This is a genomic window from Halorubrum distributum JCM 13561, from assembly GCF_000337395.1.
Taxonomy (GTDB): Archaea; Halobacteriota; Halobacteria; order Halobacteriales; family Haloferacaceae; genus Halorubrum; species Halorubrum distributum.
The window spans coordinates 1-26,774 of record NZ_AOJF01000051.1 but is presented as its reverse complement, the minus strand read 5'-3'; the positions used below and the strand labels follow the sequence as shown (position 1 = coordinate 26,774).

Genomic DNA, 26,774 nt, shown 5'->3' with positions numbered 1-26,774 from the left:
GAAGCGAGCGGGAGCACGGAAGCCGCAGCCCGCACAGCGACCGAAGGGAGCGAGCAGGAACGTCTTCCGGTGGGGCGGGACTCGAAGGGGCAGCCGCGAGGACAGCGCAGGCGACGCAAGCACCGCAACGAGGGAGCGAACGCAGTGAGCGAGCGAGTGAGGAGCACAGCGAGCGTGCGCTGTCCTCGCGGCTGGGGCTTCGGCAGTGTTCGTCTCCGATCCAGATTCGACTGTTTATAAATAAGCGACTGGCGCTTCGGCGGTGTTCACCGCGGAGCCGTCGGATATTTAAACAAGACCGCCGGGCCCGACTCGGTTCCCGTCACCCCTCGGTGTTTATTAGTACACCAGTTCGCCCGAGATGAACTTCCGAGTGCGCTCGCTGTCGGGATCCTCGAAGATCTTCTCCGTCGGCCCCATCTCCGTGATCCCGTCGTCCAGCAGCACCGCGACGCGGTCGGCGACCCGCTCGGCTTGGTGCATGTCGTGGGTCGCGACGACGACGCCGATCCCGCGGGCCCGCGCCTCGCCGATCGCCTCCTCGATGACGGCCGTGTTCCGCGGGTCGAGGTCGGAGGTCGGCTCGTCCAGCAGGAGGACGTCCGGCTCGTACGCCAGCGCGCGGGCGAACGACACGCGCTGGGCCTCGCCGCCCGACAGCGAGTCGGCCGGCTGAGCCGTCTTGTCGGACAGCCCCACGACCTCCAGGGACTCCTCGACCGCGTCGGGGGCGCCGTTCAGCCGGAAGACCGAGGCGAGCCGGTCGCTCCACGAGCGCCGGACCCGAAGCCCGTACTCGACGTTGCGCGCGACCGTCCCGTCGAAGAGGCTCGCCTCCTGGAACACCATCCCGACGCGGCGGCGCAGCGCGAGGCGCTCGGCCTCGTCGACCGCCCAGACGTCGGTCCCGTCGAGCGTCACGGCGCCCTCGTCGGGTTCGAGCGCGAGCGCGAGCGTCCGGAGCAGCGTCGTCTTGCCGACGCCGGAGGGGCCGATGACGGCGACGACCTCCCCCTCGCCGACCTCGATCGAGAGGTCGCGGAACACGGCCTCGTCGCCGTACGAGCGCGATACGTGTCTCGCGCGGAGCATCAGCCCGTCACCCCGCGGCGTATCGCTCCGCTTTCCCGGCGCGTCATCCCGCCACCCCTCGGTCGCCGAAGCGGACGACGATCGCGTTGACCGTCAACACGAGCGCGACGAGCACCGCGCCGAGCACCATCGCGGTCTCGTACTGGCCCTGCCGCGCTTCGAGCTGGATCGCCGTGGTCAGCGTGCGCGTTTTCGAGATGCCGTCCGCGCTCGTGATGTTCCCGCCGACGATGAGGACGGAGCCGACCTCGCTCACCGCGCGGCCGAACCCGGCCAGCACCGCGGTCGCGATCCCGTAGCGGGCCTCCTTGATCACGACCAGCGCGACGTCGACGCGCGTCCCGCCGAGAACGCGGGCCGCGTCCCGGACCCCGTCGTCGACGCCGCTCACGGCTGCGAGAGTGATCGCCGTGATCGGCGGCGTCGCGAGGACGAACTGGGACATGATCATCGCCTCGCGGGTGAAGATCAGTTCGAGGGACCCGAGCGGCCCCTGATTGGAGACCGCGAACAGCACGACCAGCCCCACGACCACGCTGGGGAACCCCATTCCGGTGTTGACCACCGACTTCACGAACCCCTTGCCGGGAAAGTCGGCGAGTCCGATCGCGACGGCGGCCGGGACACTGACGAGCGTGCTCAGCGCCACCGCGGTGAGGCTCACGTACAGCGAGACGGCGATGACGCTCCCGACGTAGCCGTCCCTGAACGAGACGTCGAGCAGGGCCGGCGCGAGCTGTGCGGTCGATTCGAACGGCACGCCTACTCGTCCGAGTCGTCGCTACTCCAACCCTCCGGAACGTACTGCTGGAAGTCCGGATTCTCGGAGACGGCCCGCGGGAAGAACAGCTGCTCGCCGTTCACCTGGTACTCCGAGATGGCCTCCTGGACCTCCGGGCTGGTGATCCAGCCGATGTACGCCATCGCGAGGTCGTAGTTGGCGTTGTCGTGGACGCCGGGGTTCACCGCCATGACCCCGTACGGGTTCGCGAGGATCTCCGGCCCGCCCTCGATCGGCCCCTGAACGAGGATCGTGAGGTCGATCTCGGACCGCTGCGAGATGTAGGTCCCGCGGTCCGAGAGCGTGTACGCCCCCTGCTGGTTGGCGATGTTCAGCGCCTCGCCCATCCCGGTGCCGGTCTCCTGGTACCAGTCGCCGCCCGGCTCGGTGCCGGCCGCCTCCCAGAGGTTCAGCTCCTTCGTGTGCGTGCCGGAGTTGTCGCCGCGGGAGACGAACGTCGCCTGTGCCTCGGCGACGGTCGTCAGCGCCTCCGTCGCCGACCCCATCCCCTCGATCCCGGCCGGGTCGTCTTCGGGACCGACGATCACGAAGTCGTTGAACATCAGGTCGCGGCGGTTGATCCCGTACCCGTTGCGCATGAACTCGTCTTCGAGCCCGCGAGCGTGGACCATCACGATGTCCGAGTCGCCGTTGCGGGCGGTCTCCAGCGCGGCGCCGGTGCCCTGCGCGACGGCGTCGACGGTGACGCCGTACATCTCCTCGAAGTCCGTGTGGATCTCGTCGAGCAGTCCGGTGTCGTACGTGCTCGTCGTCGTCGTGAGCGTCAGGGTCTCGCCGGCGACGCCGATCGACTCCTCGGCGCTTTCGCCGCCGTCGGTTCCGTTGCCGCCGCTCCCCCCGTCGCCTCCGTCCCCGTTGCCGTCGTTCGTCGACGAACAGCCGGCCGTACTCGCGACCGCTCCGGCGCCCAGCGCCGCGACGAACCTGCGTCGTTGTATCGGCATAGATACAACGGTGGGTCGATACCACATATAAGTTGCGTGCCGCGGCAAGCGACGGACCGCGGCCGGTCGAAAACGCCATCACGGCCCGGGCGCAACCGCGGGACATGGGAGAGCCGACCGAACCGGGTCCGGACGCGGCCGCGGGTCGCGGCCGCGCCGCGCTCATCGAGGACGACGTCGAGTTCGACGGCCGCGACGCGGCCCTGCTGCGCGCGGTCGACGCGGCGGGGTCGGTCGCGGGCGCGGCCTCGGCCCTCGGTCGCTCGCGCGCCCGCGCCCTCTCGCGGATCGAGGCCTTAGAGGACGCCTACGGGACGCTCGTCGAGCGCCGGCGGGGCGGCGAGGGCGGCGGCGGGAGCCGGCTCGCCGCCTCGGGCCGGGACCTCCTCGACCGCTACGACCGGCTCCAGGCCGTTCTCGCGGCGACCGCGGCGGTGCCTGAGACGGTACTCGACGGTACCGTGACCGCCGTCGACGGCGAGCTCGCGGTCGTCGATACCGAAGTCGGGGAAATATCGGGGCTCCACGGCGGGAGCGACGCGGTCGGGAACGACGGACCCGACAGACATAGCGAGATAGCCACCGGCGACGCGGTTCAGGTCCGGATCGGCGCCGACGCCGTCACCGTCAACGACGCGGCCAGCGCGGTCGACCCGGACGCGACGAGCGCACGGAACCGCCTCGACGGGCGGGTCTCGGCAGTCGACCCCGGCGAGACGGTGTCGACGGTCCGGATCGCGATCGGGGCGGCGGAGGCCTCGAGCGACGCCGACGACCCCGATACCGAAGTCGCCGCGCTGATCACGGCCGAGAGTATCGAGCGGCTCGGCCTCGCGCCGGGCGATCCGGTCTCGATCCGGTGGAAGGCGACCGCGACGCGGCTGGTGGCGCACGCGGAGTGACGCGGTGCCGCGGCGTCGCCGCGCTGCGGGGGCGCGGGGCGTCTCGGGCCGCCACGCCGTGCCAACCGCTCCCGCGCAAGCGAACGGTTTTTGCGTCGACCGACGGGAGAGGTGGTATGGACGAGGACACCCCCGAGGGGGCGACGCCGGGCGGCGACGGGCGCGAGTCCGCCGCCGCCGGCGGGCCGTCGACGCCCCCCCGGACCGACGGCGGGACCGAGCGCGCGGACGAGCCGACCGAGGACGTCGCGCTCGACCCGTGGGGGTCGGCGTCGGTCGGAGACTACGCCGACCTGTTCGCCGAGTTCGGCATCGAGGCGTTCGACGAGGTCGACGACGAGGTGCCGGACCCGCACTACCTGATGCGCCGGGGCGTCATCTTCGGCCACCGCGAGTACGACGCGGTCGCGGAGGCGATGGCGAACGACGAGCCGTTCGCCGCGCTCTCCGGGTTCATGCCCACCGGCGACCCGCACATCGGCCACAAGCTCGTGTTCGACGAGATCATCTGGCACCAGGAGATGGGCGGCGACGCGTTCGGGCTCATCGCCGACCTCGAGGCCCACTCCGCGCGCGGGATGTCGTGGGACGAGATCGACGAGCACGCGCGGAACTACCTCCTGAGCCTCCTCGCGCTCGGCTTCGACGCCGAGGACGGCGAGCTGTACCGCCAGTCCGACAACCGCGAGGTCCAGGACCTCGGGTTCGAGCTCGGCTCGAAGGCGAACTTCTCGGAGTTCGAGGCGATCTACGGCTTCGACGGCGAGACGAACATCTCGCACATGCAGAGCGTCATCACCCAGACCGCGGACATCCTCTACCCGCAGCTCGTCGACGAGCCGAAGCCCACCGTCATCCCGGTCGGGCCGGACCAGGACCCGCACGTCCGGCTCACCCGCGACCTGGCGACCCGCGTGCGCTACTTCAAGGTGACAGAGGCGTTCGCCTCCTTCGAGCTCGGCGACGACGAGCGGCAGCTGGTCCGGGCCGCCTACGACGCCCTCGCGGGGGGGAGCGCGGACGCGGATTCGGACGTGCGCTGCGAGGACGCCGCCGAGTGGCTCGCCGACTACGAGCCGCCGGAGAGCGACCGCGAGAGCGTCGACCTCGCGGCAGCGAAATCCAGCGCCCTCGACAAGCTCGAAGCCGGCGGGAAGGAGCCGCTCCGCCCCCGCGTGCGCTTCTTCGACCGCAACGCGACCGACGAGGCGTTCGAGGCGCTGATCGACGCGGTCGACGGCGAGAAGCGCGTGTTCGAGGGCCACGTCGACGCGTTCGACCTCACCCGCGGCGAGGCCGAGTCGCTCGCGCGCGAGGTCGAGATCGACCACGACGGGTTCGGCTTCCGGCAGCCCTCCTCGATCTACCACCGGTTCATGACCGGGCTCACCGGCGGGAAGATGTCCTCCTCTGTCCCCGCGAGCCACATCTCGCTGCTCGACGACCCCGAGGACGGCTACGACAAGGTGAAGGCGGCGACCACGGGCGGCCGCGACACCGCCGAAAAGCAGCGCGAGCTCGGCGGCGAGGCCGACGAGTGCCCCGTCTACGAGCTGTACGCCTACCTGCTTGCGGGCGACGACGACGAGCTCACCAAGACCGTCTACTCCGAGTGCGTCAACGGCGAGCGCCTCTGTGGCGGCTGTAAGGAGCAGGCCGCAGAGCTCATGCGCGAGTTCCTCGAAGACCATCAGGAGAAGCGCGCGGAGGCCGAGGAACTGCTCGACGACCTCGACATCGACCTCGACTCCGACCGGCGCGGTACCGGCGGCGAGCACTGAGGCGGCTCTATTGAGGTCGCAGGGCAACTCTCACGAGCTCTTTTTATAAACGAACGCTGCGGTGGCGCGTGCCTGCGAGGCCGCCTTGCGGCCGAGCAGCACGCGCGAGGGAGTCGCTGGCTCCCGGAGCGAAGCGGAGGGTGCCAGCGACGAGGCTGGGGAGGCGTGAGGTGCTGTGCTGGGCGGGGCGGGACTCAAAGGGGCAGTCGCGAGGACGAAGCACGGCGACGTAAGCACCGCAATGAGGGAGCGAACGGAGTGAGCGACCGAGTGAGGAGCACAGCGAGCCGCGCGAGTCCTCGCGACTGGGGCTTTGGAGGCGTTCGCCGCCAATTCACGGGTAGCTGTTTATAACCGAGCGGCTGGGGCTTTGGGGGCGTTCGCCGCCAATTCACGGGTAGCTGTTTATAACCGAGCGGCTGGGGCTTTGGGGGCGTTCGCCGCTGATCCGCAATCGATTTTTATAACTAACAGCGACCGGCTTACAGCTCGTTTTTTACGTACACGCCCAGCAGTCCGCCGAGCGCGCTCAGAACCACGGAGTAGGCGACGCCGCCCAACACGATGAGCGCCGCGACGAGGACGATCCCCCCGGCCGCGAGGCCGGCTTCGAGCGGGAACCCGAAGACACCCAGGAACGGAAGGATCACCAGCGCGAGCAGCAGCAGCCCGACGATCGGGATCGACGCGATCGCGCCGGAGAGCGCGCCGACGCGCAGCCCGTCGTCACCATTTAAATACCCGGCGACCGCGCCGCCGAGGAGCGGTGAGATGCCTGTAAAGGAGAGGACGGCCGACGCGATAGCGCCGACGACCGCGTTGAGGAGGGTGTTCTCGGTGTCCATGCGCGGTCGGACTCGCGGCGGCGACATACGTTTTGCGGACCGCGGAACGCGGCCCGGTCGCGCTCCGCCCACAACCGATGCCACCGCCCGCCGACCGAGGCGATAGTTTATGAGGCGGGCGCCACCTCTCACGGGTATGAGCGAGGAGGAGGCGATCCACGTCGCGGACGTCAGCGAGGGGATCGGCGGCGACGCGACGGCGGAACCCGGCTCTCCGGTCGAACTCCCGGTCGTCGACGTGCTCACCGGTCGGTCCTTCATCACGGGGAAGAGCGGGTCCGGGAAGAGCAACACCGCAAGTGTCGTGATAGAAAATCTGCTATCTAACGGATTTCCTGTCATGATCGTGGACACAGACGGTGAATATTACGGTTTAAAAGAAGAGTATGAAATTCTTCACGCCGGCGCGGACGACGAGTGCGACATCGTCGTCTCCCCCGAGCACGCCGAGAAGCTCGCGACCCTCGCCTTAGAGCAGAACGTCCCGATCATCTTGGACGTCTCCGGCTACCTCGAAGAGGAGACCGCCAACGAGCTCCTCCTCGAAGTCGTCAAACAGCTGTTCGCGAAGGAGAAGCGGATGAAGAAGCCCTTCCTGCTCGTCATCGAGGAGTGCCACGAGTACATCCCCGAAGGCGGCGGGATGGACGAGACGGGCAAGATGCTGATCAAGGTCGGCAAGCGCGGCCGGAAACACGGCCTCGGCATCGTCGGGATCAGCCAGCGCCCCGCCGACGTCAAGAAGGACTTCATCACGCAGTGCGACTGGCTCTGCTGGCACCGGCTCACCTGGGACAACGACACGAAGGTGGTCGGGCGCATCCTCGGCTCGAAGTACGCGAGCGCGGTCGAGGACCTCGGCGACGGCGAGGCCTTTTTAATGACCGACTGGGACGAGTCGATCCGCCGGATCCAGTTCCACCGCAAGGAGACGTTCGACGCGGGCGCGACCCCCGGGCTCGACGACTTCGAGCGCCCGGAGCTGAAGTCGGTCTCCAGCGACCTCGTCGGCGAGCTCGAGTCCATCTCCGACGAGAAGGAGCGCCGCGAGTCCGAGATCGCGGACCTCAAACAGGAGCTCGAGAAGAAGGACCGGCGGATCGCCGACCTCGAACGCGAGCTGGAGGAGGCCCGCGACCTGAGCGACATGGCCGACCAGTTCGCGCAGGCGCTGCTGGGGAAGGCGGAGGCGCCGTACCGCGGCGGCGGCGGCCGAGCCGCGAGAATGCCTGAGCGACCCGACCCCGGACGGCCCGACGGCGCCCGCGACGGCGACGACGCGGAGAGCGGCGACCAGTCCGTGCTCAAGTCGTACGACGAGGCGGTCGCCGCGACCGAAGAGCGCGCGCAGGAGGCGGACGAATCGGGGACCGATCCCGCGGCCGAATCGGGCGCCTCGGCCGCCGACGGCGGCGCCGAGATCGACGAGAGCGACGCCGACGCCGCGGACGCCGACGCCGCGGGACCCGCCCCGGAATCCGAGTCGGGCACACCGGACGACGTCGACCCGGTCACCCGCGACGACGTCGCCGAGAGCGCGCTCCGGTTCGACGACGCGATCGAACTCGGCACCCGAGAGGCCGTCATCGAGGAGCTCCGATCGCGGATCGAGGCGCTCCCGGAGCTCTCGCGCGGGATGCTCCGCCACTACCGCCGCGAGGGCGCGAGCGACCCCGTCGCGGCGCACATCGACGCCGGCGGCGACGGCGACTCCGGGCACGCCTACAGCCGCCACCGACCGATCCGTCGCGCGGGGCTCATCCGCCACGCCGGCCGCGGCAGCTACGCCTACGCGGTCCCGGACCTCGTCCGCGAGGCGTACGCCGACCGCCTCGACGAGGACCAGGTCGACGAGATCGTCCGCGCCGTCGAGCGCGTCTTCGTCCCGCCCGCGGAGCTACACTACCCGCCGGACGCCGACCCGGCCGACGTGGAGGGCGAGGCGGGCACCGAAGCCGACGACAGAACCGCCTTGGAGGGCGCTGACGGCGCGACCACCGAAGGCGACGAGGCAGCCGCCGAGCGCGAGGGGAACTCCGCGAGCGCCGAGGCCGAAGAGAGCGCCGAGGCCGGTGAGACCGGTGAGGCCGAGCCGCCGACCGATCCCGGCCTGAGCGACGCCGCGCGGCGGTTCGCCGAGCGGTCGGAGCGCTGATCGCGGTCAGAACGGCAGCGAGAGGTACTCGCTCGGCACCGCGTTCCGCGCCGTCACCTGGGGGTCGACCACCTGACTGACCTCCAGCCCGCCGACGAGGCTCGAAAAGAGGTACGCGTCGGTGCGCGAGAACTCGTGGTCGTGCGCCAGGAGGTCCAGCATGTCGCCGTTCGCCAGTTCGACCGCCTCCTCCATCGTCTCGGCGCTCGCGACCGTCTTCACCGCGTCGCCGGTGTCGAGGAGCGGTCGGTCCGGCGAGACGGCCGGGTTCTCGATCACCGAGAGCGTCGCGTCGACCTCGACCGCGATCTCGGCGCCGGTCCCGCACATCTCGCCGTCGGCCATCGCGGCCTTCGCGTCGCCCAGCGCCAGCATCGCGCCCTCCTGAAAGACCGGGAAGTAGACCGTCGTCCCGCCGGTCACGTCGGTCGTGTCGAGGTTGCCGCCGTGGTCGTCGGGCGTGAGCGTCGAGACCGTCTCGCCGCCCGTGGCGACGCCGATCGTCCCGATTACGGGCTCGACGGGCACGTCTATCCCTTCGAAGTCGATCGATTCTCCGTCGCCGTCGACCTCGGTGATCCGCGTCGCCGGATGGTCGATCTCGGGGTCGTCCTGGAGGAGTCCGAACCCGGGCGCGGTGAGTACGCGACCGCGGTCCTCGGCGACCCTGACCGCCTCGATTTCGACGGCGAGGACGTCGCCGGGGCTCGCGCCCGACACGGCGATCGGTCCCGTCGCGGCGTTGACCTCCTCGGGGATCGCGTCCAGCAGGTCGTCGTCCGTCTGAATCTCGCCGTTCAGGCTGTCTATCGTTTCGATCGTCAGCGACTCGCCGTCGGCTGCCTCGTAAACCGGGTCCATCTTCGGGCCGAACTCGTAGACGTGGCCGTCGCGTTGCGTGATCGTCTCGCGTGTCATCACGTCGTCTTGGACGCGCCGTCGACAAAAACCTCGGCCGCCGGCATCGCACCGAGTCACCGCGGCAACGTCACCGCACCGAGTCATCGCGGCAACGTCACCGCACCGAGTCACCGCGACGGCGTCGCCTCGGGCGGGACGAGCAGGACGTTGTTCGTCCCGCGCGCAACGATCGACTCAGCGGTGCTGCCGAGGAGGAGGCGCCGGAGTCGACTCGTCCCGCGCGCGCCGATGAGCGTCGTCGTCGCGCCCACGCGCTCCTCTTCGGCCGTGATCTCCTCGACGGGGTTCCCCGACCGAACGCTGGTTTCGACGTCGATCCCCATCCGATCGCGGAGGTCGCTCGCCAGTTCGTCCAGCCGCTCCTCGGCGTCTCCCCTCGACGCCGAATCCCCCCGACCGCCGACGTGGAGCAGGGACGCTCGCTCGGTCGCGCCCGTCAGCGCCGGGAAGAAGTCGTAGGCGCGTGCCGCGTTCTCGGAGAAGTCGGTCGCGTACAGCACGTTCTGGAACAGGTGTTCCTTCCTGACCGCGTGGCCGTCGGGCGTCTCCTCGATCCGCTCGACGAGCAGCGGTCTGACTGCCGTCCGCGCGACGTTGCGGACGGTTCCGCCGATGAGCCGGTTCCGAAGCGGGGCCTCGCCGCGCGACCCGACGACGATTATGTCCGCGTCGACCCGCTCGGCCAAGCCGTTGATGCGCCGGTGCGGAGTCCCGCGAGCGACGTGGGTCTCCACGTCGAACCCCGCGCGCTCGAACACGCGCCGCTGCGGGGCGAGCGCCTCTTTTGCGTCGGTGGCAGCCTCCATTCCCGGCAGCCCGCTGGAGACGTTGTCCGGCACGACCGTCAACAGGTGTACCTCCCGGACGCCGATGTTGTCGAGGCACTCGAGACAGGTCCGAGACTCGATCGCCGCCTCGTTCGCGTCCGATAGGTCCGTCGCGAATACGATACGCATACGTCCCCGTTCGCTCTCGCCAGTAATATTGCTTTTGTTGTACAATATCCAATTTATAGTCCCACTCACGATCCACGGGTCGCGGTCGCGGAGGCGCGATCGGAGACCGGTCGCTCCCGCCGGGCGACCGGGTTCAGGCGCTCGGGTCCGACGCCGTCGATGGGTCGTGATCGAGGAGGGGCGAGTCCGGGTTGGCACACCCCTCTCGGCCGCAGACGCCGGCGTCGTCGCCCGCGCGCTCGACCCCGGGGGCCAGCCCGCCGATCTCCCAGTCGACGGCGTGACCCGTCTCGCGCTCGTGGTCGTCGAGCGCGGTCCGCGCCCGCCGGAGCGAGTCGAACGCCTCCTCGTACGCGCAGTCGGTACAGCGAACGCGAACGGTCGTCGACATGGCCCCGGCTTCGGCCCCGACGACCGTAAGTACCGCCATCGGCGGTCGGTCCGACCGATTCGCCGTCCGGCGTCACTCCGGCGCACCCCAATATTGGAATAAACACACAAGATTAAAATCGTCTCGGGTAGTATTGCCCCTTGCGTACAATCAACTGACCCATGAGCACTGAACTCGACATCGCGGAGACGCTGGACGTGAAAGGACTGAGCTGCCCGATGCCCATCGTGAAGACGAAGGGCGCGATCGACGACCTCGCCCCCGGCGAGGTGCTCGAAGTCGTCGCGACCGATCCGGGCAGCGTGAGCGACATCGACGGGTGGGCGACCGGTACCGACGGCGTCACGCTCCTCGAACAGGAGGAGGGCGACGACGTGTACACCCACTACGTCCGCAAGGAGGAGTGAGCATGGACGAAATCGGCATCATCATCTCCGACGACGACCCGAAGAACCTCGCGATGGCGACTAACCTCGGCCACGTCGCGCTGACGATGGACACGGACGTGTTCCTCTACTTCACCTTCGACGGGCTGACGCACCTGCTGGAGGGCGAGAAGGACCTCTCTTCGGTCCAGCCGCTCCTCGACGAGGGGATGCCGAACCCCTACGACATGCTCGACCAGCTGATCGCCGACGGCGGCGAGGCGGTCACCTCGGTCGCGTGTACGACGACGCTGGACATGCTCCAGTGGGAGCAGGACGCCATCGACGACGACCTGACGACGCAGTTCGCCGGCGCGGTCACGTTCCTCGAAGCCGCCGACGAGGCCGACCACGTGTTCACGTTCTGAGCGTCGGCGCCGCGTCACCGCTCCCGGTTTTCCCCCTTTCCGTCCGTTCTCCAGACGCGTCGCCGTCCGAAACGGCCGCTCGCCGAGGGGGCCTCTGCGGGCGCGAGCGCAGCGCGTGCCCGAGCCGTGCGAGGCCGGACCACACCGTTTTCCGAAAGTAGTGTATAAACCGCACACGTGCCCGCTGAAAAGCGCTGTCCGGACTGTGAAGAACCGCTCGAAGAGATGGAGCTACAGGGAACCGACGCCGTGGGGTCGCTCTCGATAGTCTCTCAGGGGTCGAACGAGGGGTTTCTCGGCGGCCTCCGAGCGGACGAGATCCTCGCGCCGGTCCCGTACGTCTGTCCCGACTGCCGACGGACCCTCCTCTACGCGGAATAGCGACGGGAAACAGCGCGCGGAACGCCGCACGAACCGCACCGAACGCCGGAACGGGAATCCGGCCGGTAGCCGCGTTCCCCCCGGAAGGACCGACGCGAGGCCGACACCGGCCGCTCGCGCCGAGCGTTGCTCGTTGAGGCGGCTCCCGAACGAACGGCCAGTCCCGACCGTTGGGGCGGTTCCCGGTCAGTTCTTGACGGCGGCGCGCTCGGGCTGCTCGTACTTCTCCTCGAACTCGCCGATGAGCTGGCCCATCTTCGCGTACCAGTCGTTGAGCATCCGCTGCATGTCGTCGGCGATCTGCGACGGGTCCGTCGGCCGGTACACGTGGTAGTACCCGCCCTGTTCGTAGTTTATCTGCTCCTTCTGAATGAAGCCGGCCTTGAGGAGCCGCTGGACCGCGCGGTAGGCGGTCGAGCGCTCGCGGTCGACGCGCTCCGCGACCTCGTCGATCGTGAGCGCCTCGTCGGACGACACGAGCGCCTGGTAGCAGTCCTTGTCCAACTGCTTCAGGCCGTGGAAACACTCGAGTAACCCCTCGCACTCCATGTCTCGTTGGAGCTGTTCAGACATCGAATCGGGCATTTTACGCCGTAAAAGAGGGTTTCCGCCGTGATAAGTGTTGTGTGTACGACGTACAATCACGCACACGGCGCGGAGCGGACTGCCACCGGTCGGGGTCCCGGCGCCTCCGGGACTGATCGTTACTCGGCGTCGTCGCCGTCCGCGTCGTCGGCCTCGGACTCGTCGCCGTCCGCAGCTTCCGCGTCGTCGGCGTCGAGGCCCGCCGCCTCGAACGCGTCTTCGACCTCCTCGACCGGGACCGTCCGGTAGCCGTCGGCCTCGGTCACCGCCGCGACCGCGAGGTCCGAGGGCTCGAACTCGTCGTCGTGGGCAGCCAGCGCCGCGACGGCGAGCTCGATGCCGTCCGAAAGCGAGAGGTCGTCGGTCCACTCGTCTTCGAGGTGGCCCTGGATCTCCTGCCGGCCGCCGCCGATGACGGTCGCCTTCCACTCGTTGGGCGTGCCGGAGGGGTCGGCGGCGAACAGGCGCGGCTCGCCGTCGTCGATGCCGCCGATGAGGAGCGCGGCCCCGTAGGGGCGCGTGCCGCCGCGCTGCGTGTTCTCCTGGATGTGGTCGGTGACGAACTTCGTCAGCGTCTCGACGCCGACCGGCTCGCCGTAGCGCAGGCGGTTCCCCTGCGACTGGCGGCGCGCGAGGTCGATCAGCTGGCGGGCGTCGGCGACGTGGCCCGCGCTCGCGGTGCCGACGTGGTCGTCGAGCTTGTGGAGCTTCTCGATGCTCTCGGCCTCCATCAGCGACGAGGAGGGGCGAGACATCGCGACGAAGACGACGCCGTCGGTCGTCCGGACGCCGACGCTCGGCGCGCCGCGCGAGACGGCCTCGCGGGCGTACTCGACCTGGTAGATGCGCCCGTCCGGCGAGAACAGCGACGTGCCGCGGTCGTACGCCTGCTGGTCGTTGTTCCCCATCATCGCCGATCCCCCGCTCGCGCGGTGTCGCGTTCGCTCATTACTGCCATTTACGTCGGCCCGTTGAAAAAGCATCCGTAACCGGTACGTCTCGGAGGCCGCCGAAACCGCGAGTCCGGCGGCCCACCGGTCGCCGAACGGGATCAGAAAGAGCTCTCGTCGCGTCCGTCGCGACGCGGCGCTACGGGGACGCTTCCGTCGCCGACGGATATATCCTCGACGGTCGCTTAGGAGATATGACATTGACGCTCACACGAACCACAGCCGCGCTGCTGGCCGCGCTGACGATGCTCGCGGCGGTCGGCGGGGCGTTCGCGATCGGCGGCGCGGCGGCGGTACCGGACGCGCGGATCACCGTCGGCGAGGTCGGGACGTCGCCGAGCGACCCGACCGTCGGCGAGCGAACGGCGCTGAACGTCACCGTCTCGAACTCCGGCGGGAGCGACGCGGCGGCGAACGTCACCGAGGTCCGCGTCCGGAACGCCGACGGCGACGTGCTCGACAGCGTCTCGGGCGTCGGCGCCCTCTCCGCGGGCGACTCGCTCGACGCGACGCTGTGGACGGCGTTCGAGGAGCCGGGCGAAAGGCGGCTCACCGTCGAGGCGGTCGCGAACCAGTCGACGAGCGGCGAGCTCGTGACCGTCAGTCGCGACACCGTCATCGAGGTTCGGCCGACCCAGGTCGCGCTCGACCTGCGGACCCGCGCGCTCGACCCCGAAGACCTCCGGAGCGACGACGATGGCGAAGCCTCGGCCGGCGACCTCGGCGTCGGCGGCATTCAGGGGATCTTCGGCGGCGGCGGCGGGCTCGACACGGGCGACGCCGGCGGCCAGGGCGACGCGCCGCCGATCGCCGACTCGCCCGTCGAGGTGACGGTGGTCAACACCGGCACGACGACCGCCGACCGCGTCAGCCTCCGGGCCGTCGGGACCGCGGTCGGCGGCGACGGCGCGAACGGCTCCGGCGACGGCACAGAGACCGTCTCGGTCGGCCCGTTCGTCGTCGAGGACGTCGCGCCCGGCGAGGAGCGGCGGGTGATCGTCGACCTCGGGCCGCTCGACCGGCGGTCGGCGGTCACGGTGACCGCCGCGTTCCGCGCCGACACGGACCAGCGGAACGAGCGCGGCGCCGACCGCACCGCGGAGTCGACGGTGACGTACCCGGTGCGCGAGGCGACGCCGACCGTGACCGACGCGACGGTCCGCGAGGGCGAGGACGGCGCGGTCGTCGTCGACGCGAACCTCGGCAACGCCGGGAACGGTGAACTGACGGGCGCGGTCGTCTCGGTCGGCGACGCGCCCGGCGTCGAGCCGACGCCGACGGGCGGCGAGTACTTCGTCGGGACGCTCGGCGCGAGCGACTTCGTCGGGTTCGACCTGTCGACCGCGGTGAACGCCTCCGTCGCCGACGAGATCCCGATCCGCGTCACCTACACCGAGCGGGGGGTCCGGTACACGGAGACGCTGACGGTAGCGGCGCCCGAACCGGACGACGACGACGCGGGCGGCGGCGCGCTCGGTCGGATCGGCGTCGGCGGCGTTGGGGCAGCGGGCGCGGTGGCGAGCGGGTTCGCGCTGCTCGGTCTCGCCGGCGCGGTCGGCGTCGCGGTCAGGACCGGACGGGTCGGGGGCTCGACGGCGCGGCGACGCGACGGATCGGCGCCGTGAGCGGGGACGCCGGACTCGGCGCGGAGCCCGCGGACGACGCGGCCGCGGCGGCCGTCGCTGACGAGGCGGGCGCCGACGCGAGCGGCGGGAACACCGCCCCGAGCGATGACTACGGCGTCGCGCTTCGAGGGGTGGACAAGCGCTACGCGAGCGGGGGCGGCGAGCCGGTCGTCGCGCTCGACGACGTCGACTTCGCGGTGCGGCCCGGGGAGTTCGTCGCGGTCGTCGGCCCCAGCGGCTCCGGGAAGTCGACGCTGCTGAACGTGCTCGGGCTGCTCGACGACCCGACCGCGGGCCGGCGCCTCCTCGACGGAACCGACGTGACGAACCTCTCGGTCGCGGAGCGGACGCGGGCGCGCAAGGAGTCGATCGGGTTCGTCTTCCAGGACTTCCACCTCCTGCCGACGCTGACCGCGGTCGAGAACGTCGCGATGCCGACCGCGTTCGACCCCGGCGACGCGAGCGACCGGGCGGCGGACCTGCTCGCGCGGTTCGGGCTCGGCGACCGGCTCGACCACGAGCCGAGCGAGCTCTCGGGCGGGCAGAAGCAGCGCGTCGCCATCGCCCGCGCGCTGATCAACGAGCCCGCCGTGCTGCTCGCGGACGAGCCGACGGGGAACCTCGACACCGAGACGGGGGAGGCGATCCTCGCGGAGTTCGAGCGCGTCAAGGCCGAGGGCGTCGCCGTCGTCGCGGTGACGCACGACCCGCTCGTCGAGGAGTACGCCGACCGCGTCGTCGACCTCACCGACGGGGAGATGACCGGCGGGCTCCCGGCCGACGGGCTCCCGGCCGACGGGCCGCCGGAGGGGGAGACGGGGGACGACCGATGAGCGACGGCGACGGACGAGCGGCGAGCGGGCTCACCGACGGACTCTCCGGCTGGCTGCGCGGCTGGCGCCCGGCGGTGTCGATGGCCTCGCGGAACCTGCGACGGAACCGGGTGCGGACGGTGCTGGCGGTGCTGGGCGTCTGTATCGGCGTGCTCGCGGTCGCGGCGCTCGGAATCTTCGGGAACGTGCTGGCGCTGGGCGCCGACGACGCCATCGGCGACATCGGGACGCAGGTCGTCGTCTCGCCGAACAACGACGCGGGCGTGGAGTCGCTGTCGGACGCGGACGTGGCGTCGATCCGGCGCGCGGTCGGCGAACCGGCCGTGGTCCCGCTGTACTCCGACAGCGCCACGGTCGCGCGGCAGGGCGACCAGACGTTCGCGACGGTGTACGGGGTCGAGGCTGTCTCTTATACACATCTCTGAGNGGGTCGAGGAGCCCGCGCTGGCGTACGAGGCCGCCGAGGGGAGACTCCCCGAGCGCCACCGGCAGGGCGCGATCCTCGGCGCGGGGATCGCCGAGGACCTCGAGGCGGGCGCGGGCGACACCGTCGAGATCGCGGGCTCGCAGGTGCGGGTGATCGCGGTGCTGGTCGAGAGCCAGACGTTCAGCCCGGTGGCGCCCGACGACGCCGTCTTCCTGCCGGAGTCGGCGTTCTCGGCCGACGGCTACGCGCAGGCGCTCGTCGTCTCCGACTCGGGCGCCGAGGCGCGCGCGGCGTCCGACGCCATCCGCGAGTCAGTGAACGCCCGCCAGGACCGGGTGGAGCTGTTCGAGCTGGCCGCCCTCGTCGACGAGATCAACGAGTTCTTCGACCTGCTCTCGACGTTCCTGCTCGGGCTCGGCGCCATCTCGCTGGTCGTCGCCGGCGTCTCGATCCTCAACGTGATGCTGATGAGCACCGTCGAGCGCAGACAGGAGATCGGCGTGATGCGCGCGGTGGGCGTCGCCCGCCGCGACGTGCTCCGCGTCCTGCTCGCGGAGGCCGGGCTCATCGGCGCCGCGGGCGCCGCGGCCGGCACGCTGCTCACCGTCCTGCTCGTCGCCGGGCTCGTCCTCGCGACGCCCGCGGTCGACGCCGCGCTCGTGCTCGACCCGACGAACGGTTACTACCTCCTGCTCGCGCTCGTCTTCGGCGTCGGCGTCGGGATCGTCAGCGGCGCGTACCCCGCCTGGAAGGCCGCCAACGAGCGGCCGGTCGAGGCGCTGCGGAACTGACTCCGCGCGGTCGTCGACTAGCCGCACCGCGCTGTGCTATTTAAAAGTCGAACGGCGCGCCGGCGAGCGCCCGGAGGGCGCGAGCCGACCGCGAGGGAGGCGGCGGTCCGGCGCGGCACCACCCGCGCCGGGCCGTCCGCCGAGGCTGGGGAGGTGTGAGGTGCTGTGCGGAGCGGTGTAGGGCGGGACTCAAAGGGGCAGTCGCGAGGAGGCCGCAGGCGACGTAAGCACCGCAAGGAGTGAGCGGAGCGAACGACTGAGGGGCGTGGTTCGAGACGCCGGAGGCGTCTCGTCATCCCGAAAATCTACGATTTTCGGGCGACAGCGAGCGTGCGCCCGCCTCGCGACTGGGGCTTTGGCGGTGTTCTCCGCTGGTCAGTAGTCGAGCGTTTATAAGTGAGCGGCTGGGGCTTTGGAGGCGTTCACCGGCGATCCACAATCAGACATTTATAAACACGATTGGTTAGCCAAACGCCTATTTGTCGCTGTTCCGTGCGGCTGGTTATGTCCCCCAAGCGGCGGGCCGTCGTCCTCCTCGGCGCGGGCGCGGTCGGGTTCGGCGCGCTCGGGTACCGCGAGCTGACGGACTGCGAGGAGTTCGCCTGCTTCGCGTTCGAGTATCAAGGCGCGGACGACGCGCCGAACCGGCTGACGATCGAACACACCGGCGGGACGGAGCGGCTCCGCGCGGGAGACGTGTTCGTCACGAACGTCAGCACCGACTACGAGGCGGGCGAGTCCGACACCCTCGCGTGGGCCGAGTTGGACGACGACCTCGGGCCGGACGACGCGATCGACGGGGAAGCGGTACGGATTTCGATCCGGTTCCCGGACGTCGTGACGGTCCGCTGGCGTCGCGACGGCGACGAGGAGGTCGTCGGGGCGTGGGTGTACGACGACGACGAGCGGTGAGCGTTTCTCGGGTCGACTTCGTCGACCGCCCTCGCTGTGGCCCGGCTGACTCCTGAGCCCCGAACCGCTTTTGCGCGCGGCGACCCACCCGCCGGGCATGGTCCTCGAAAGCGTGCGCTCCTCCCCGCACATCGTCGGTGCCTCCCCGGCGAGGGAGTTGCTGGCGCTGGCGGTGGGCGGGATCCTCCCGCTCGCCTCCGTCGGATTCGCGCTCGGGCTGGACGTCGGGCTCTCCCTCGGCTGGATCGCGTTGGCGGTCGGGATCGCTATCGCGGCGGGATTCGCGGGTGCGGGCCTCCTCCCGACCGTCGGCTCGCTGTGGCTCGTCGGCTTCTGGTGGTTCGCCTTCCCCCCGCTCGTCGGCTCCCTCACCGGTCGCTGGGCGGGGTCGACGCGGTACAACCACCCGCGAATGCTTGGGTACGGATACGAATCTGCGCGCGCGGAGTTGCTCGGCGGGATCGAGTACGGATTTAAATATGGGCTGCTGTTCGCGGTCGTGATCGGGCTCGTCGGGTACGGTGTCGGGGCGGGGATTACTCGACTCTCGACGGGAACGAGCGAGTCGTCATGAGTCCTCCGTTCGTTTATAAATAGCTGACTGCGGATCGGCGGCGAACACTGCCAAAGCCCCAGCCGGGAGGCTGTACGTGATCTCTCGCTCTGCGGTGACCGCCTCCAAAGCCCCAGCCGGGAGGCCGGCGCACGCTCGCTGCGCTCCTCGGTCGCTCACTCCGTTCGCTCCCTGCGGTGCTTACATCGCCTGCGCCGGCCTCCCGGCTGCCCCTTTGAGTCCCACCCACCACCGCACAGCACCGCACGCCTCCCCAACCTCGCCGCTCGCTCCCTGCGGTCGCTCGCGGCGTCCCTCGCGCGTGCGACTCGCAGCCTGACGGCTGCTCGTCGGCACGCGCCACCGCAGTTCTATTTATAAAAGAAATCGCCCCGCTACCGAAAACACCTCTCTAAACGCCGCGGCCCTGGAGCTTCTCTTCTTCTTCCATGTCCTCGTTGGACTGGCCTTTCATTCCCTTGCCGGTGCCGCTCGCGATTCGGGCGAGCTCGTCGGGGTCGTCCCAGTTGTTGACTGCCTCGACGATGGCGGTGCCCATCGCCTCTGGGTCCTCCGCGCCGAAGATACCGGAGCCGACGAAGATGCCGTCGCAGCCGTGGTACATCATCAGCGCGGCGTCGGCGGGCGTCGCGATGCCGCCGGCCGCGAAGTTGACGACCGGGAGCCGCTCCGCCTCGGCGGTCTCGTGGACGAGGTCGCGCGGGGCGCCGTGTTCGCGGGCCCACTTCTCGCGCTCCTCGTAGTTGAGGCCGGTGAGCGTCCGGATCTGGTTCTTGATGGTGCGCTGGTGTTTGACGGCCTGGTTCACGTCGCCCGTGCCGGCCTCGCCCTTCGTCCTGATCATCGCGGCGCCCTCGCGGATGCGGCGGAGCGCCTCGGGGAGGTTACGCGCGCCGCAGACGAACGGCGAGGTGAAGTCGCGCTTGTCGGTGTGGTACTCGTCGTCCGCGGGCGTCAGCACCTCCGACTCGTCGATCATGTCGACGCCGAGCGACTCCAGGATCTCGGCCTCCTTGCGGTGGCCGATCCGCGATTTGCCCATCACCGGGATCGACACCTCGTCGATGATCTCGGGGACGCGCTCGGGGTCGGGCATCCGCGCGACGCCGCCGCGCTTCCGGATGTCCGCCGGGACGTGTTCGAGGACCATCACGGCGACCGCACCGGCGTCCTCCGCGATGCGGGCCTGCTCGCGGTTGACGACGTCCATGATCACGCCGCCCTTCTGCATCTGCGCGAAGCCGCGCTTGACCAGCTCAGTCCCCCGCTTCAGCTCCTCGAGATCCGTGGCCTCTGGCATGAATATGGATTGGGTCGCCGGCCACTTAACGGGTCGCTTTCGGGCGGATGGGCGGGCGAGCGCGTCGTTCGCGGATCGAGCCGAGACGGGATTCCCACCCGGTCGTCACCACCGCAACCGCGAAGTCCCCCGCCGCCCAAGCCGCCGGCGTGACCTCCGGAGCCATCCTCGCGGGCGGCCGCTCGACGCGCTTCGGCGACGCCGACAAATCGGTCGCGCCGATCGCCGGCGTCCCGATGATCCGCCGCGTCGCGAACCGGCTCGCGGGGATCGACGACCCGGTCCCGCCCGGCGCCGACCGCGCGGGCGGCGGCGACTCGGTCGTCGACGAGCTCGTCGTCAACTGCCGCCCGGACCAGCGCGAGGCGATCGAGGAGGCGCTGTCGGGGGTCTCGCTCCCCGTCCGCTGGGCGCTCGACGAGGAACCGGACCTGGGCCCGCTGGGAGGGATCCGGAACGCCTGTCGAGCGGCGACCGACGCGTACGCCGTCGTCGTCGCCTGCGACATGCCGTTCGTCGACCCGTCGTTCCTCGCCGCGCTGCGCGAGACGGCCGCGGACCCGGGGGTCGACGCCGTAATCCCGCGGCTCGACGACCGCTGGTATCAGACGACGCAGGCCGTCTACGCGACCGGGCCGGCCGCGGACGCCTGCGACCGCGCGCTCGACCGGGGTGACAGGAAGATACTCGCGATGGCGGACCAACTGGAGGCGGTCGTCGTCGACGACGAGGCGATCCGGTCGCTGACGACCGAGCGCACCTTCACGAACGTTAACACGCAGTCCGAACTCGACGCGGCCGAACGAGCGGTCGCCGCGGCGCTCGGCGCGGAGTGAGAGTCGGCGGGAGATAGCGACCCGTCGATCAGTTCTTCAGCACTTCGTACGCCTCGTTGAGCCGCTTGAACCCCTCCTCGTCGCCGTCCTCGCCGTCCGGGTGAAGCCGCTTCGCGCGCTCGCGGTACCGCCGGCGAACCGCCTCGCTGTCGGCCGTCCGATCGAGCCCGAGCGTCTCGTACGCCTCCCGCTCGGTCATCCTGTCGGTCGCTGGCGCGCGGTCTCGGGGGTCTCTGGCTCCGGTTCCGCCGGGACCGCGAGCGCCGCGCTGCCCCGTCCCCGGACCCGCACTCGGACCGCGACCGCCGTCGGTGCCGGCGGCGCGGTACGCGCGCTCCCGGTTGGCCTCGGCGCGGGCGCGCTGTCTGGCGCGCTCGCGCTCCGTCGGACCCGCCTGCTCGGCCGACCGCCGGGCCTGGTCGTGGAGGCGCCCGCTGGCGTGGTACCAGAGGAAGTACGACACGGCGCCGAACGGCACCGCGAGCGCCAGCGCGATCGGGTGGAGGACGACCCCGCCGATCAGGAGCAGCGCCGTCATGCCGACGAACGCTCCGGCGAGCCCCACGACGATCGTTCGGTTCGTCACGGTCGTATTCGGGGGCGGAGGACCGTAAGGCTCTCGCCGCAGCCGTGGGGCGCGGACCACTCGGGACGCCCGGGCGCGCCGCTCCGTACCGTTTATGCCCGCGGCCGCCCGGGTACGGGGTATGGAACCGGCGGACCGAGAGACGGCGACCGGACTGCCGCCCGGGATCGCGACCGCCCGCGAGCAGCTCACGCCGATGCTCTCGCAGTACGCCGACCTCTGTGCCGCCCACGAGGACGCCCTGGTGCTGTTTCAGGTGGGCGACTTCTACGAGGCGTTCTGCGAGGCGGCCGAGACCGTGGCCCGCGTCTGCGAGGTGACGCTGACGGAGCGGTCCGACTCGACCGGCGACTACCCGATGGCCGGGATCCCCATCGACAACGCGGCCCCCTACCTCGAATCGCTGCTCGACGCGGGCTACCGCGTCGCCGTCGGCGACCAGGTCGAGGACGCCGAGCAGGCCTCCGGGCTCGTCGACCGCGCGGTCACCGAGGTGATCACGCCCGGCACCGTCGTCGAGGACGACCTCCTCGAATCGGGGACGACGAACTACGTGGCGGCGGTGGCGGCCGGCGGGGACGACGGGGAGGCCGACGCCGCACCCGGGACCGTCGGCCTCGCCGCCGTCGACGTCTCGACGGGCGAGTGCCTCGTCACGTCGGGCGACGCGGACGCCGTCGCGGGCGAGCTCGACCGGATCGCGCCGGCGGAGCTCATCGCCGGGCCGGACGCCCCCGACTTCGAACCGAGCGACGCCGAGCGCGGCTGGACGGCCCACGACTACGACGCGGGCGCCTTCGACCGCCGGACGGCGACCGAGCGGCTGGAGCCGTACCTCCCGGCGCCCGACCGGCGGTTCGACTCCGACGCGGAGCTCCGCGCGGCGGGCGCGGTACTCGCGTACGCCGAGTACACGCAGGGCGACGACGGACCGCTCGCGTACGTCACCAGAATCCGGCGGTACGACCCCCGCGACCGGCTCCGGCTCGACGCGGCCGCCCAGCGCAGCCTGGAGCTGTTCGAGAACCGCGGGCTCGGCGCGAGCGACACGCTGTTCGACGCGCTCGACGAGACGAACTGCGCGCTCGGCCGCCGCTGCCTGGAGCGCTGGCTCCGGCGCCCGCTCGTCGACGCCGACGCGATCCGGAGCCGGCACGACGCGGTCGGGGAGCTCGCCGACCGGAGCCTCGCCCGCGAGGGGGTCGCCGACGCGCTGGCGACCGCCTACGACCTCGAACGGCTGGTGAGCCGCGTCTCGCGGGGGCGGGCCGACGCCCGCGACCTGCGCTCGCTACACCGCACGCTCGCGGTCGTGCCCGATCTGAAGGCGACGCTCGCGGGCGCGGAGGGAGAGGAACGCGCCACCACCGACGACCCCGCCCTCCCCCGAACCGAGCACCTCCGCGACCTCGGCGACCGGCTCGACGAGCTGACCGAGGTCCGCGAGCTGATCGACCGAGCGATCGCGACCGACCCGCCACAGGAGATCACCGAGGGCGGCGTGATCCGCGAGGGGTTCGACGACGACCTCGACGACCTGCGCGCCACCGAGCGCGAGGGCCGCGAGTGGGTCGCGGACCTGGAGGCGAGCGAGCGCGAGCGCACCGGGATCGACTCGCTGTCGGTCGGTCACAACCAGGTTCACGGCTACTACATCGAGGTGACCGACGCCAACCGCGACCGGGTCCCCGACGACTACCGGCGCCGGCAGACGCTGAAGGACCGCGAGCGCTACGTCACCCCGGAGCTGAAGGAGCGCGAGGAGGAGATCGTCGGCGCCGCCGAGCGCGCGGACGCCCTGGAGTACGAGCTGTTCGTCGACGTGCGCGAGCGGGTCGCTGCCGAGACCGAGCGGATACAGGACCTCGCCGACGCGCTCGCCGAGCTCGACGCGCTGACCTCGCTCGCGGCGGTCGCCGTCGAGCGCGACTACGTCAGGCCCGAACTGCGCGAGAGGGACGCCGACGCCGGCGCGAGCGGCGCCGACGCGGGCGGCGCGGGTGGAAGCGGCGCCAGCGACCCCGCCGCAGGCGTCGAGATCGAGGGCGGCAGGCACCCGGTCGTCGAGCGGACCGAGGAGTCGTTCGTGCCGAACGACGCCGACCTCCCGCGCGGGTCGGTCGCCGTGATCACGGGGCCGAACATGAGCGGGAAGTCGACGTACATGCGGTCGGTGGCGCTCGCGGTCGTGCTGGCGCAGACGGGGTCGTTCGTCCCCGCGCAGGCCGCCACGCTCCCCGTCTTCGACCGGCTGTTCACCCGCGTCGGCGCCTCCGACGACATCGCGGGCGGGCAGTCGACGTTCATGCGCGAGATGAGCGAGCTGACGGAGATCCTCCACGACGCGGACGCCGACTCGCTCGTCCTCCTCGACGAGGTCGGCCGCGGCACCGCCACCACCGACGGCCGCGCCATCGCCCGTGCGGCCGCCGAGTTCCTCCACGACGAACTCGGGGCGACCACCCTCTTTGCGACCCACTACCACGGGCTCACGGACCTCGCCGACGAGCGCGAGCGCGTCTTCAACCTCCACTTCACCGCCACCCGCGAGGACGGCGACGTGACGTTCCTCCACCGGGTCGTCCCCGGCGCCTCCTCGTCGTCGTACGGCGTCGAGGTCGCGGAGCTCGCCGGCGTTCCGGGTCCGGTCGTCGACCGCGCCCGCGACCTCGTCGCCGCGGAGGAGGCGGACAGGGACCGGAAGGCGGGCCGGACGGAGACCGGTGCGGACTGGGCGACGGACGAGGAGATGTCGGACGACGCGGACCGCGACGGCGACGCGTCGCTGCGGGAGTTCCTCGCTGAGGAGGCGTCGGCGGAGCGAGACGAGACAGGTCCGGAGGCGGGCGACTCTCCGACCGAGACGGAGCCGCGGACAGAAGCGTCGACCGAGGGCGACCCCGCGCGCACGCCGACCGACCCCGACGATGGTGTCGCGGCCGGCGCCCCCCCGGGCCTCGCCGCGGAGCTCCGCGACCTCGACCTCGCGCGGATGACGCCGATCGAGGCGCTGAACGCCCTCCACGACCTCCAGTCGAGGGTCGACGATGACGGGTGAGCGGGACGGCGACCGCGGCGCGTCCGGAAGGAGAGGCGCCGCCGACGCCCGCGGAGACGCGGCTGAGGACGCGGGTCGCGTCCGCCGGCTCGACCGGACGACCGTCGACCGGATCGCGGCCGGCGAAGTCGTCACGCGGCCCGCGCGGGTCGTCGGCGAGCTCGTCGACAACGCGCTCGACGCGGACGCCTCTCGGGTGGAGATCGCCGTCGACGGCGACGGAACCGACCGGATCCGCGTCGCGGACGACGGCCGAGGGATGGGCCGCGCGGACGCGACCCGCGCCGTCGAGCGCCACGCGACGAGCAAGCTCGCGCCCGACGGGGACCCGGTCGGGATCGAGTCGCTCGGCTTCCGCGGCGAGGCGCTCGCGGCGATCGCGGAGGCCGCCCGGCTCGAACTCGTCACGAGCCCCGGCGACGGGGTCGGCACGCGGGTCGTCGTCGACGGCGAGAGCGCGGGAGCCGCCGGAACGCCGGCCTCGGATTCGAACGTCGAGGTCGAGCCCGCGGGCCGCGCCCGTGGAACGACGGTCGTCGTCGAGGACCTCTTCGCGACCCGGCCGGCACGCCGAGAGTCGCTCGCGGGCGCGGACGCGGAGTTCGCGCGGATCTCCTCGCTCGTCGCCGACTACGCGCTGGCGAACCCGTCGGTCGCGTTCTCGCTCGACCACGACGGGTCGGCGACGCTGTCGACGCCCGGGACCGACCGCACGGACGCGCTGCTCGCCGTGTACGACCGCGACACGGCGAGCCGGTCGACGACGGTCGACGCGAGCGTCGACCTCGGGGTCGCCCGCCCGGACGCCACGGGCGACGCCCCCGTCTCCGTCGGCGTCGCGGGCGTCCTGGCGTACCCCTCTGTCACCCGCTCGACCCGCGACCACGTCCGCGTCTCCGTGAACGGCCGCCCGGTCCGGAACGACCGGCTGGCGGCCGCGCTCCGCGACGGCTACGGCCGGCTCCTCCCGGACGGCCGCGAGCCGGTCGCCGCGGTCGACGTCTCCCTCCCGGCCTCCCGCGTCGACCCGAACGTCCACCCGGCGAAGCGCGAGGTGGGGCTCCGCGACGCCGACGCGGTCGCCGAGGCGGTCGCGTCCGTCGTCGAGGACGCGCTTACGGGCGCGGACCTCCGGCGCTCCGCGGACGTCGCCACCGACCTCGACTCCGCGCTCGACCCGGTCGGAGAGGAGGACGGCTCGCGCGTCGGCGCGTTCGCGGACGCCGATCCGCTCGGCGTCTTCCGGGACCTCTACGTCCTCGTCGAGGCCGGCGACGAACTCCTCGTGATCGACGGCCACGCCGCCCACGAGCGGGTGAACTACGAGCGGCTGGCCCGCGCGTTCGACGGCGACCCGGTGCCGACCGCGGCGCTCGACCCGCCGGCGACCGTCTCGCTGTCGACCGACGAGGCGGCGGCCGCGAGGGCGCACGCCGACGACCTCGCCGCGCTCGGCTTCGAGACCGAGGCGTTCGGCGGCGGCACGCGCCGCCTGCGGACCGTCCCCGCGCCGTTCGGCCGGACCGCCGACGCGGACGCCTTCCGCGACGCGCTCGCGGCGGTCTCGGGGAGCGACTCGGGGGCGGCGCGGGACGCCCGCGACGACCTGCTCGCGGACCTCGCGTGTCACCCGTCGCTCAAGCGCGGCGACTTCGACGACCTCGCCGACGGCGACCTCCGGGACCTCCTCGACCGCCTCGGCGAGTGCGACCGCCCGTACGCCTGCCCGCACGGCCGTCCGACCGTCCTCGCCGTCGACGCGGCGACGTTCGCGGCCGGATTCGGTCGGGACCGGTGAGGCGCGGTCCGAGCGCTCCGCGTCCGAACGGGGGTCTCTGACCGATACCTATTAACACGATGGGACCGGGGGTACTCGCATGGGAGAGCGGACCGACGTGACGCGGGGGTCGCTGCCGCGAGAGCGGTCTGCGGGCCGCTTCTCGGGCCCCGACGGCCTCCGCGACGTCGTCGAGCGGATCCTCGCGTGGCTTCGGGAGCGACGCGGGTCCGGCTTGGAGGGCGTCTCGACGGCGACGACCATGCGGAACGTCGTCGATACGGACGCGCTCGCGGAGGAGACGCCACAGAAGTGGAGCGTGCTCCACGACGTGGTCACCTACGGGGCCGACTCGCTCACCGACGTCCTCGTCTTCCGGCACGACCCCAGCAGACAGGACCTGGTGGTGATGCCGGAGCGGAACACCAAGCCGGAAGGCGAGATCAGCTTCTATCACGCCGACCGCACGAAGGGCGCGCGCCACCTGCTGTCGATCGGCGCGGACTCGCTCACCGCGGCGCTGCGCTACGTCTTAGACCTGTCTCTTATACACATCT

General features: G+C 71.3%; 25 protein-coding genes and 1 pseudogene. 15 read left to right on the top strand and 11 right to left on the bottom strand.

The window, feature by feature from the left end:
* Positions 1–339: 339 nt before the first annotated feature.
* Genes C470_RS11905 through C470_RS11895 form a run of 3 tightly spaced genes read right to left on the bottom strand, consistent with a single transcriptional unit; the run spans position 340 to position 2,838 of the window.
* On the bottom strand, positions 340–1,092 hold the full coding sequence (locus C470_RS11905) for an ABC transporter ATP-binding protein (RefSeq protein WP_004596930.1): 753 nt from the start codon (positions 1,090–1,092) through the stop codon (positions 340–342).
* 43 nt (positions 1,093–1,135) lie between these two features.
* Positions 1,136–1,852 carry an ABC transporter permease gene (locus tag C470_RS11900; protein WP_004596931.1) on the bottom strand — a complete coding sequence of 239 codons (717 nt, stop codon included), beginning with the start codon at positions 1,850–1,852 and terminating at the stop codon, positions 1,136–1,138.
* 2 nt (positions 1,853–1,854) lie between these two features.
* The gene (locus C470_RS11895; RefSeq protein WP_008367500.1) at positions 1,855–2,838 is read right to left on the bottom strand and encodes a substrate-binding domain-containing protein; all 984 of its coding nucleotides are present in this window, start codon (positions 2,836–2,838) and stop codon (positions 1,855–1,857) included.
* Positions 2,839–2,942: 104 nt separating this feature from the next.
* On the opposite strand from C470_RS11895, the gene C470_RS11890 reads away from it, so the two are divergent.
* Positions 2,943–3,740: a TOBE domain-containing protein gene (locus tag C470_RS11890; RefSeq protein ID WP_004596935.1), complete on the top strand. Its 798-nt coding sequence runs from the start codon at positions 2,943–2,945 to the stop codon at positions 3,738–3,740.
* A gap of 116 nt (positions 3,741–3,856) precedes the next feature.
* Entirely contained in the window at positions 3,857–5,521 is a 1,665-nt protein-coding gene (locus C470_RS11885; protein ID WP_008367497.1) for a tryptophan--tRNA ligase, read from the top strand.
* Between the two features lie 482 nt (positions 5,522–6,003).
* Here C470_RS11885 and C470_RS11880 read toward each other — a convergent pair whose 3' ends face one another.
* Positions 6,004–6,366 (bottom strand): DUF5518 domain-containing protein, encoded by a 363-nt coding sequence (locus C470_RS11880; RefSeq protein ID WP_007996582.1) that lies wholly within the window; start codon positions 6,364–6,366, stop codon positions 6,004–6,006.
* Between the two features lie 136 nt (positions 6,367–6,502).
* On the opposite strand from C470_RS11880, the gene C470_RS11875 reads away from it, so the two are divergent.
* Positions 6,503–8,521 carry a helicase HerA domain-containing protein gene (locus C470_RS11875; RefSeq protein WP_008367496.1) on the top strand — a complete coding sequence of 673 codons (2,019 nt, stop codon included), beginning with the start codon at positions 6,503–6,505 and terminating at the stop codon, positions 8,519–8,521.
* A 6-nt stretch (positions 8,522–8,527) separates the two neighbouring features.
* On the opposite strand, the gene C470_RS11870 is transcribed toward C470_RS11875, so the two are convergent.
* The 3 genes from C470_RS11870 to C470_RS11860 all read right to left on the bottom strand — a co-directional run bounded on the left by C470_RS11870 (position 8,528) and on the right by C470_RS11860 (position 10,789).
* Complete coding sequence (locus tag C470_RS11870) at positions 8,528–9,439, bottom strand: acetamidase/formamidase family protein (protein WP_008367495.1); 912 nt, start codon at positions 9,437–9,439, stop codon at positions 8,528–8,530.
* Positions 9,440–9,549: 110 nt separating this feature from the next.
* Positions 9,550–10,398 (bottom strand): universal stress protein, encoded by an 849-nt coding sequence (locus tag C470_RS11865; RefSeq protein WP_008367494.1) that lies wholly within the window; start codon positions 10,396–10,398, stop codon positions 9,550–9,552.
* Positions 10,399–10,531: 133 nt separating this feature from the next.
* Positions 10,532–10,789, bottom strand: coding sequence for a DUF7542 family protein (locus tag C470_RS11860; RefSeq protein ID WP_004599559.1), 258 nt, complete (start codon positions 10,787–10,789; stop codon positions 10,532–10,534).
* A 161-nt stretch (positions 10,790–10,950) separates the two neighbouring features.
* On the opposite strand from C470_RS11860, the gene C470_RS11855 reads away from it, so the two are divergent.
* The 3 genes from C470_RS11855 (at position 10,951) to C470_RS11845 (ending at position 11,963) form a co-directional block, all read left to right on the top strand.
* Positions 10,951–11,196: a sulfurtransferase TusA family protein gene (locus C470_RS11855; RefSeq protein ID WP_004596950.1), complete on the top strand. Its 246-nt coding sequence runs from the start codon at positions 10,951–10,953 to the stop codon at positions 11,194–11,196.
* A 2-nt stretch (positions 11,197–11,198) separates the two neighbouring features.
* Complete coding sequence (locus tag C470_RS11850; RefSeq protein ID WP_004596952.1) at positions 11,199–11,582, top strand: DsrE family protein; 384 nt, start codon at positions 11,199–11,201, stop codon at positions 11,580–11,582.
* 177 nt (positions 11,583–11,759) lie between these two features.
* The gene (locus C470_RS11845; RefSeq protein WP_049908364.1) at positions 11,760–11,963 is read left to right on the top strand and encodes a hypothetical protein; all 204 of its coding nucleotides are present in this window, start codon (positions 11,760–11,762) and stop codon (positions 11,961–11,963) included.
* 186 nt (positions 11,964–12,149) lie between these two features.
* On the opposite strand, the gene C470_RS11840 is transcribed toward C470_RS11845, so the two are convergent.
* Entirely contained in the window at positions 12,150–12,548 is a 399-nt protein-coding gene (locus tag C470_RS11840) for a helix-turn-helix domain-containing protein (RefSeq protein ID WP_049897948.1), read from the bottom strand.
* Positions 12,549–12,667: 119 nt separating this feature from the next.
* The gene (gene psmA / locus C470_RS11835; RefSeq protein ID WP_008367492.1) at positions 12,668–13,459 is read right to left on the bottom strand and encodes an archaeal proteasome endopeptidase complex subunit alpha; all 792 of its coding nucleotides are present in this window, start codon (positions 13,457–13,459) and stop codon (positions 12,668–12,670) included.
* A gap of 233 nt (positions 13,460–13,692) precedes the next feature.
* Between psmA and C470_RS11830 the strand changes: the two genes are divergently transcribed.
* From C470_RS11830 to C470_RS11810, 5 genes and pseudogenes are all read left to right on the top strand, one after another.
* Positions 13,693–15,123, top strand: a complete 1,431-nt coding sequence (locus C470_RS11830; RefSeq protein WP_008367490.1) for a hypothetical protein — start codon at positions 13,693–13,695, stop codon at positions 15,121–15,123.
* Positions 15,120–15,956: an ABC transporter ATP-binding protein gene (locus tag C470_RS11825; protein WP_008367488.1), complete on the top strand. Its 837-nt coding sequence runs from the start codon at positions 15,120–15,122 to the stop codon at positions 15,954–15,956. Before C470_RS11830 ends, C470_RS11825 begins: the two co-directional genes overlap by 4 nt.
* A pseudogene (locus C470_RS11820) lies at positions 15,953–17,174 on the top strand (ABC transporter permease). Before C470_RS11825 ends, C470_RS11820 begins: the two are co-directional and overlap by 4 nt.
* 504 nt (positions 17,175–17,678) lie before the next feature.
* On the top strand, positions 17,679–18,086 hold the full coding sequence (locus C470_RS11815) for a hypothetical protein (RefSeq protein ID WP_008367486.1): 408 nt from the start codon (positions 17,679–17,681) through the stop codon (positions 18,084–18,086).
* A gap of 97 nt (positions 18,087–18,183) precedes the next feature.
* The gene (locus C470_RS11810; protein WP_008367484.1) at positions 18,184–18,660 is read left to right on the top strand and encodes a hypothetical protein; all 477 of its coding nucleotides are present in this window, start codon (positions 18,184–18,186) and stop codon (positions 18,658–18,660) included.
* Between the two features lie 391 nt (positions 18,661–19,051).
* Here C470_RS11810 and pdxS read toward each other — a convergent pair whose 3' ends face one another.
* The gene (gene pdxS / locus C470_RS11805; RefSeq protein WP_008367482.1) at positions 19,052–19,960 is read right to left on the bottom strand and encodes a pyridoxal 5'-phosphate synthase lyase subunit PdxS; all 909 of its coding nucleotides are present in this window, start codon (positions 19,958–19,960) and stop codon (positions 19,052–19,054) included.
* A gap of 149 nt (positions 19,961–20,109) precedes the next feature.
* On the opposite strand from pdxS, the gene mobA reads away from it, so the two are divergent.
* A complete protein-coding gene (gene mobA, locus C470_RS11800; RefSeq protein ID WP_008367480.1) occupies positions 20,110–20,796 on the top strand; it encodes a molybdenum cofactor guanylyltransferase in 687 nt (228 codons plus the stop codon).
* A gap of 28 nt (positions 20,797–20,824) precedes the next feature.
* Here the strand turns inward: mobA and C470_RS11795 are convergent, their stop codons facing one another.
* Positions 20,825–21,382, bottom strand: coding sequence for a DnaJ domain-containing protein (locus tag C470_RS11795; protein WP_004596979.1), 558 nt, complete (start codon positions 21,380–21,382; stop codon positions 20,825–20,827).
* Positions 21,383–21,503: 121 nt separating this feature from the next.
* Between C470_RS11795 and mutS the strand changes: the two genes are divergently transcribed.
* The 3 genes from mutS to C470_RS11780 form a co-directional block, all read left to right on the top strand.
* Positions 21,504–24,440, top strand: a complete 2,937-nt coding sequence (mutS, locus tag C470_RS11790) for a DNA mismatch repair protein MutS (protein WP_008367478.1) — start codon at positions 21,504–21,506, stop codon at positions 24,438–24,440.
* On the top strand, positions 24,430–26,238 hold the full coding sequence (gene mutL / locus C470_RS11785; protein ID WP_008367476.1) for a DNA mismatch repair endonuclease MutL: 1,809 nt from the start codon (positions 24,430–24,432) through the stop codon (positions 26,236–26,238). The genes mutS and mutL overlap by 11 nt, the downstream gene beginning before the upstream one ends.
* A 79-nt stretch (positions 26,239–26,317) precedes the next feature.
* Positions 26,318–26,774 (top strand): hypothetical protein (locus C470_RS11780; RefSeq protein ID WP_008367474.1); only part of this gene is annotated, 457 nt, incomplete at its 3' end.

Excerpts from the sequence above, each read along its gene's own strand:
- C470_RS11905 (WP_004596930.1), bottom strand. The coding sequence starts at position 1,092 with ATGCTCCGCGCGAGACACGTATCGCGCTCGTACGGCGACGAGGCCGTG.
- C470_RS11895 (WP_008367500.1), bottom strand. The coding sequence starts at position 2,838 with ATGCCGATACAACGACGCAGGTTCGTCGCGGCGCTGGGCGCCGGAGCG.
- C470_RS11890 (WP_004596935.1), top strand. The coding sequence starts at position 2,943 with ATGGGAGAGCCGACCGAACCGGGTCCGGACGCGGCCGCGGGTCGCGGC.
- C470_RS11885 (WP_008367497.1), top strand. The coding sequence starts at position 3,857 with ATGGACGAGGACACCCCCGAGGGGGCGACGCCGGGCGGCGACGGGCGC.
- C470_RS11880 (WP_007996582.1), bottom strand. The coding sequence starts at position 6,366 with ATGGACACCGAGAACACCCTCCTCAACGCGGTCGTCGGCGCTATCGCG.
- C470_RS11875 (WP_008367496.1), top strand. The coding sequence starts at position 6,503 with ATGAGCGAGGAGGAGGCGATCCACGTCGCGGACGTCAGCGAGGGGATC.
- C470_RS11870 (WP_008367495.1), bottom strand. The coding sequence starts at position 9,439 with ATGACACGCGAGACGATCACGCAACGCGACGGCCACGTCTACGAGTTC.
- C470_RS11865 (WP_008367494.1), bottom strand. The coding sequence starts at position 10,398 with ATGCGTATCGTATTCGCGACGGACCTATCGGACGCGAACGAGGCGGCG.
- C470_RS11860 (WP_004599559.1), bottom strand. The coding sequence starts at position 10,789 with ATGTCGACGACCGTTCGCGTTCGCTGTACCGACTGCGCGTACGAGGAG.
- C470_RS11855 (WP_004596950.1), top strand. The coding sequence starts at position 10,951 with ATGAGCACTGAACTCGACATCGCGGAGACGCTGGACGTGAAAGGACTG.
- C470_RS11850 (WP_004596952.1), top strand. The coding sequence starts at position 11,199 with ATGGACGAAATCGGCATCATCATCTCCGACGACGACCCGAAGAACCTC.
- C470_RS11840 (WP_049897948.1), bottom strand. The coding sequence starts at position 12,548 with ATGCCCGATTCGATGTCTGAACAGCTCCAACGAGACATGGAGTGCGAG.
- psmA (WP_008367492.1), bottom strand. The coding sequence starts at position 13,459 with ATGATGGGGAACAACGACCAGCAGGCGTACGACCGCGGCACGTCGCTG.
- C470_RS11830 (WP_008367490.1), top strand. The coding sequence starts at position 13,693 with ATGACATTGACGCTCACACGAACCACAGCCGCGCTGCTGGCCGCGCTG.
- C470_RS11815 (WP_008367486.1), top strand. The coding sequence starts at position 17,679 with ATGTCCCCCAAGCGGCGGGCCGTCGTCCTCCTCGGCGCGGGCGCGGTC.
- C470_RS11810 (WP_008367484.1), top strand. The coding sequence starts at position 18,184 with ATGGTCCTCGAAAGCGTGCGCTCCTCCCCGCACATCGTCGGTGCCTCC.
- pdxS (WP_008367482.1), bottom strand. The coding sequence starts at position 19,960 with ATGCCAGAGGCCACGGATCTCGAGGAGCTGAAGCGGGGGACTGAGCTG.
- mutS (WP_008367478.1), top strand. The coding sequence starts at position 21,504 with ATGGAACCGGCGGACCGAGAGACGGCGACCGGACTGCCGCCCGGGATC.
- mutL (WP_008367476.1), top strand. The coding sequence starts at position 24,430 with ATGACGGGTGAGCGGGACGGCGACCGCGGCGCGTCCGGAAGGAGAGGC.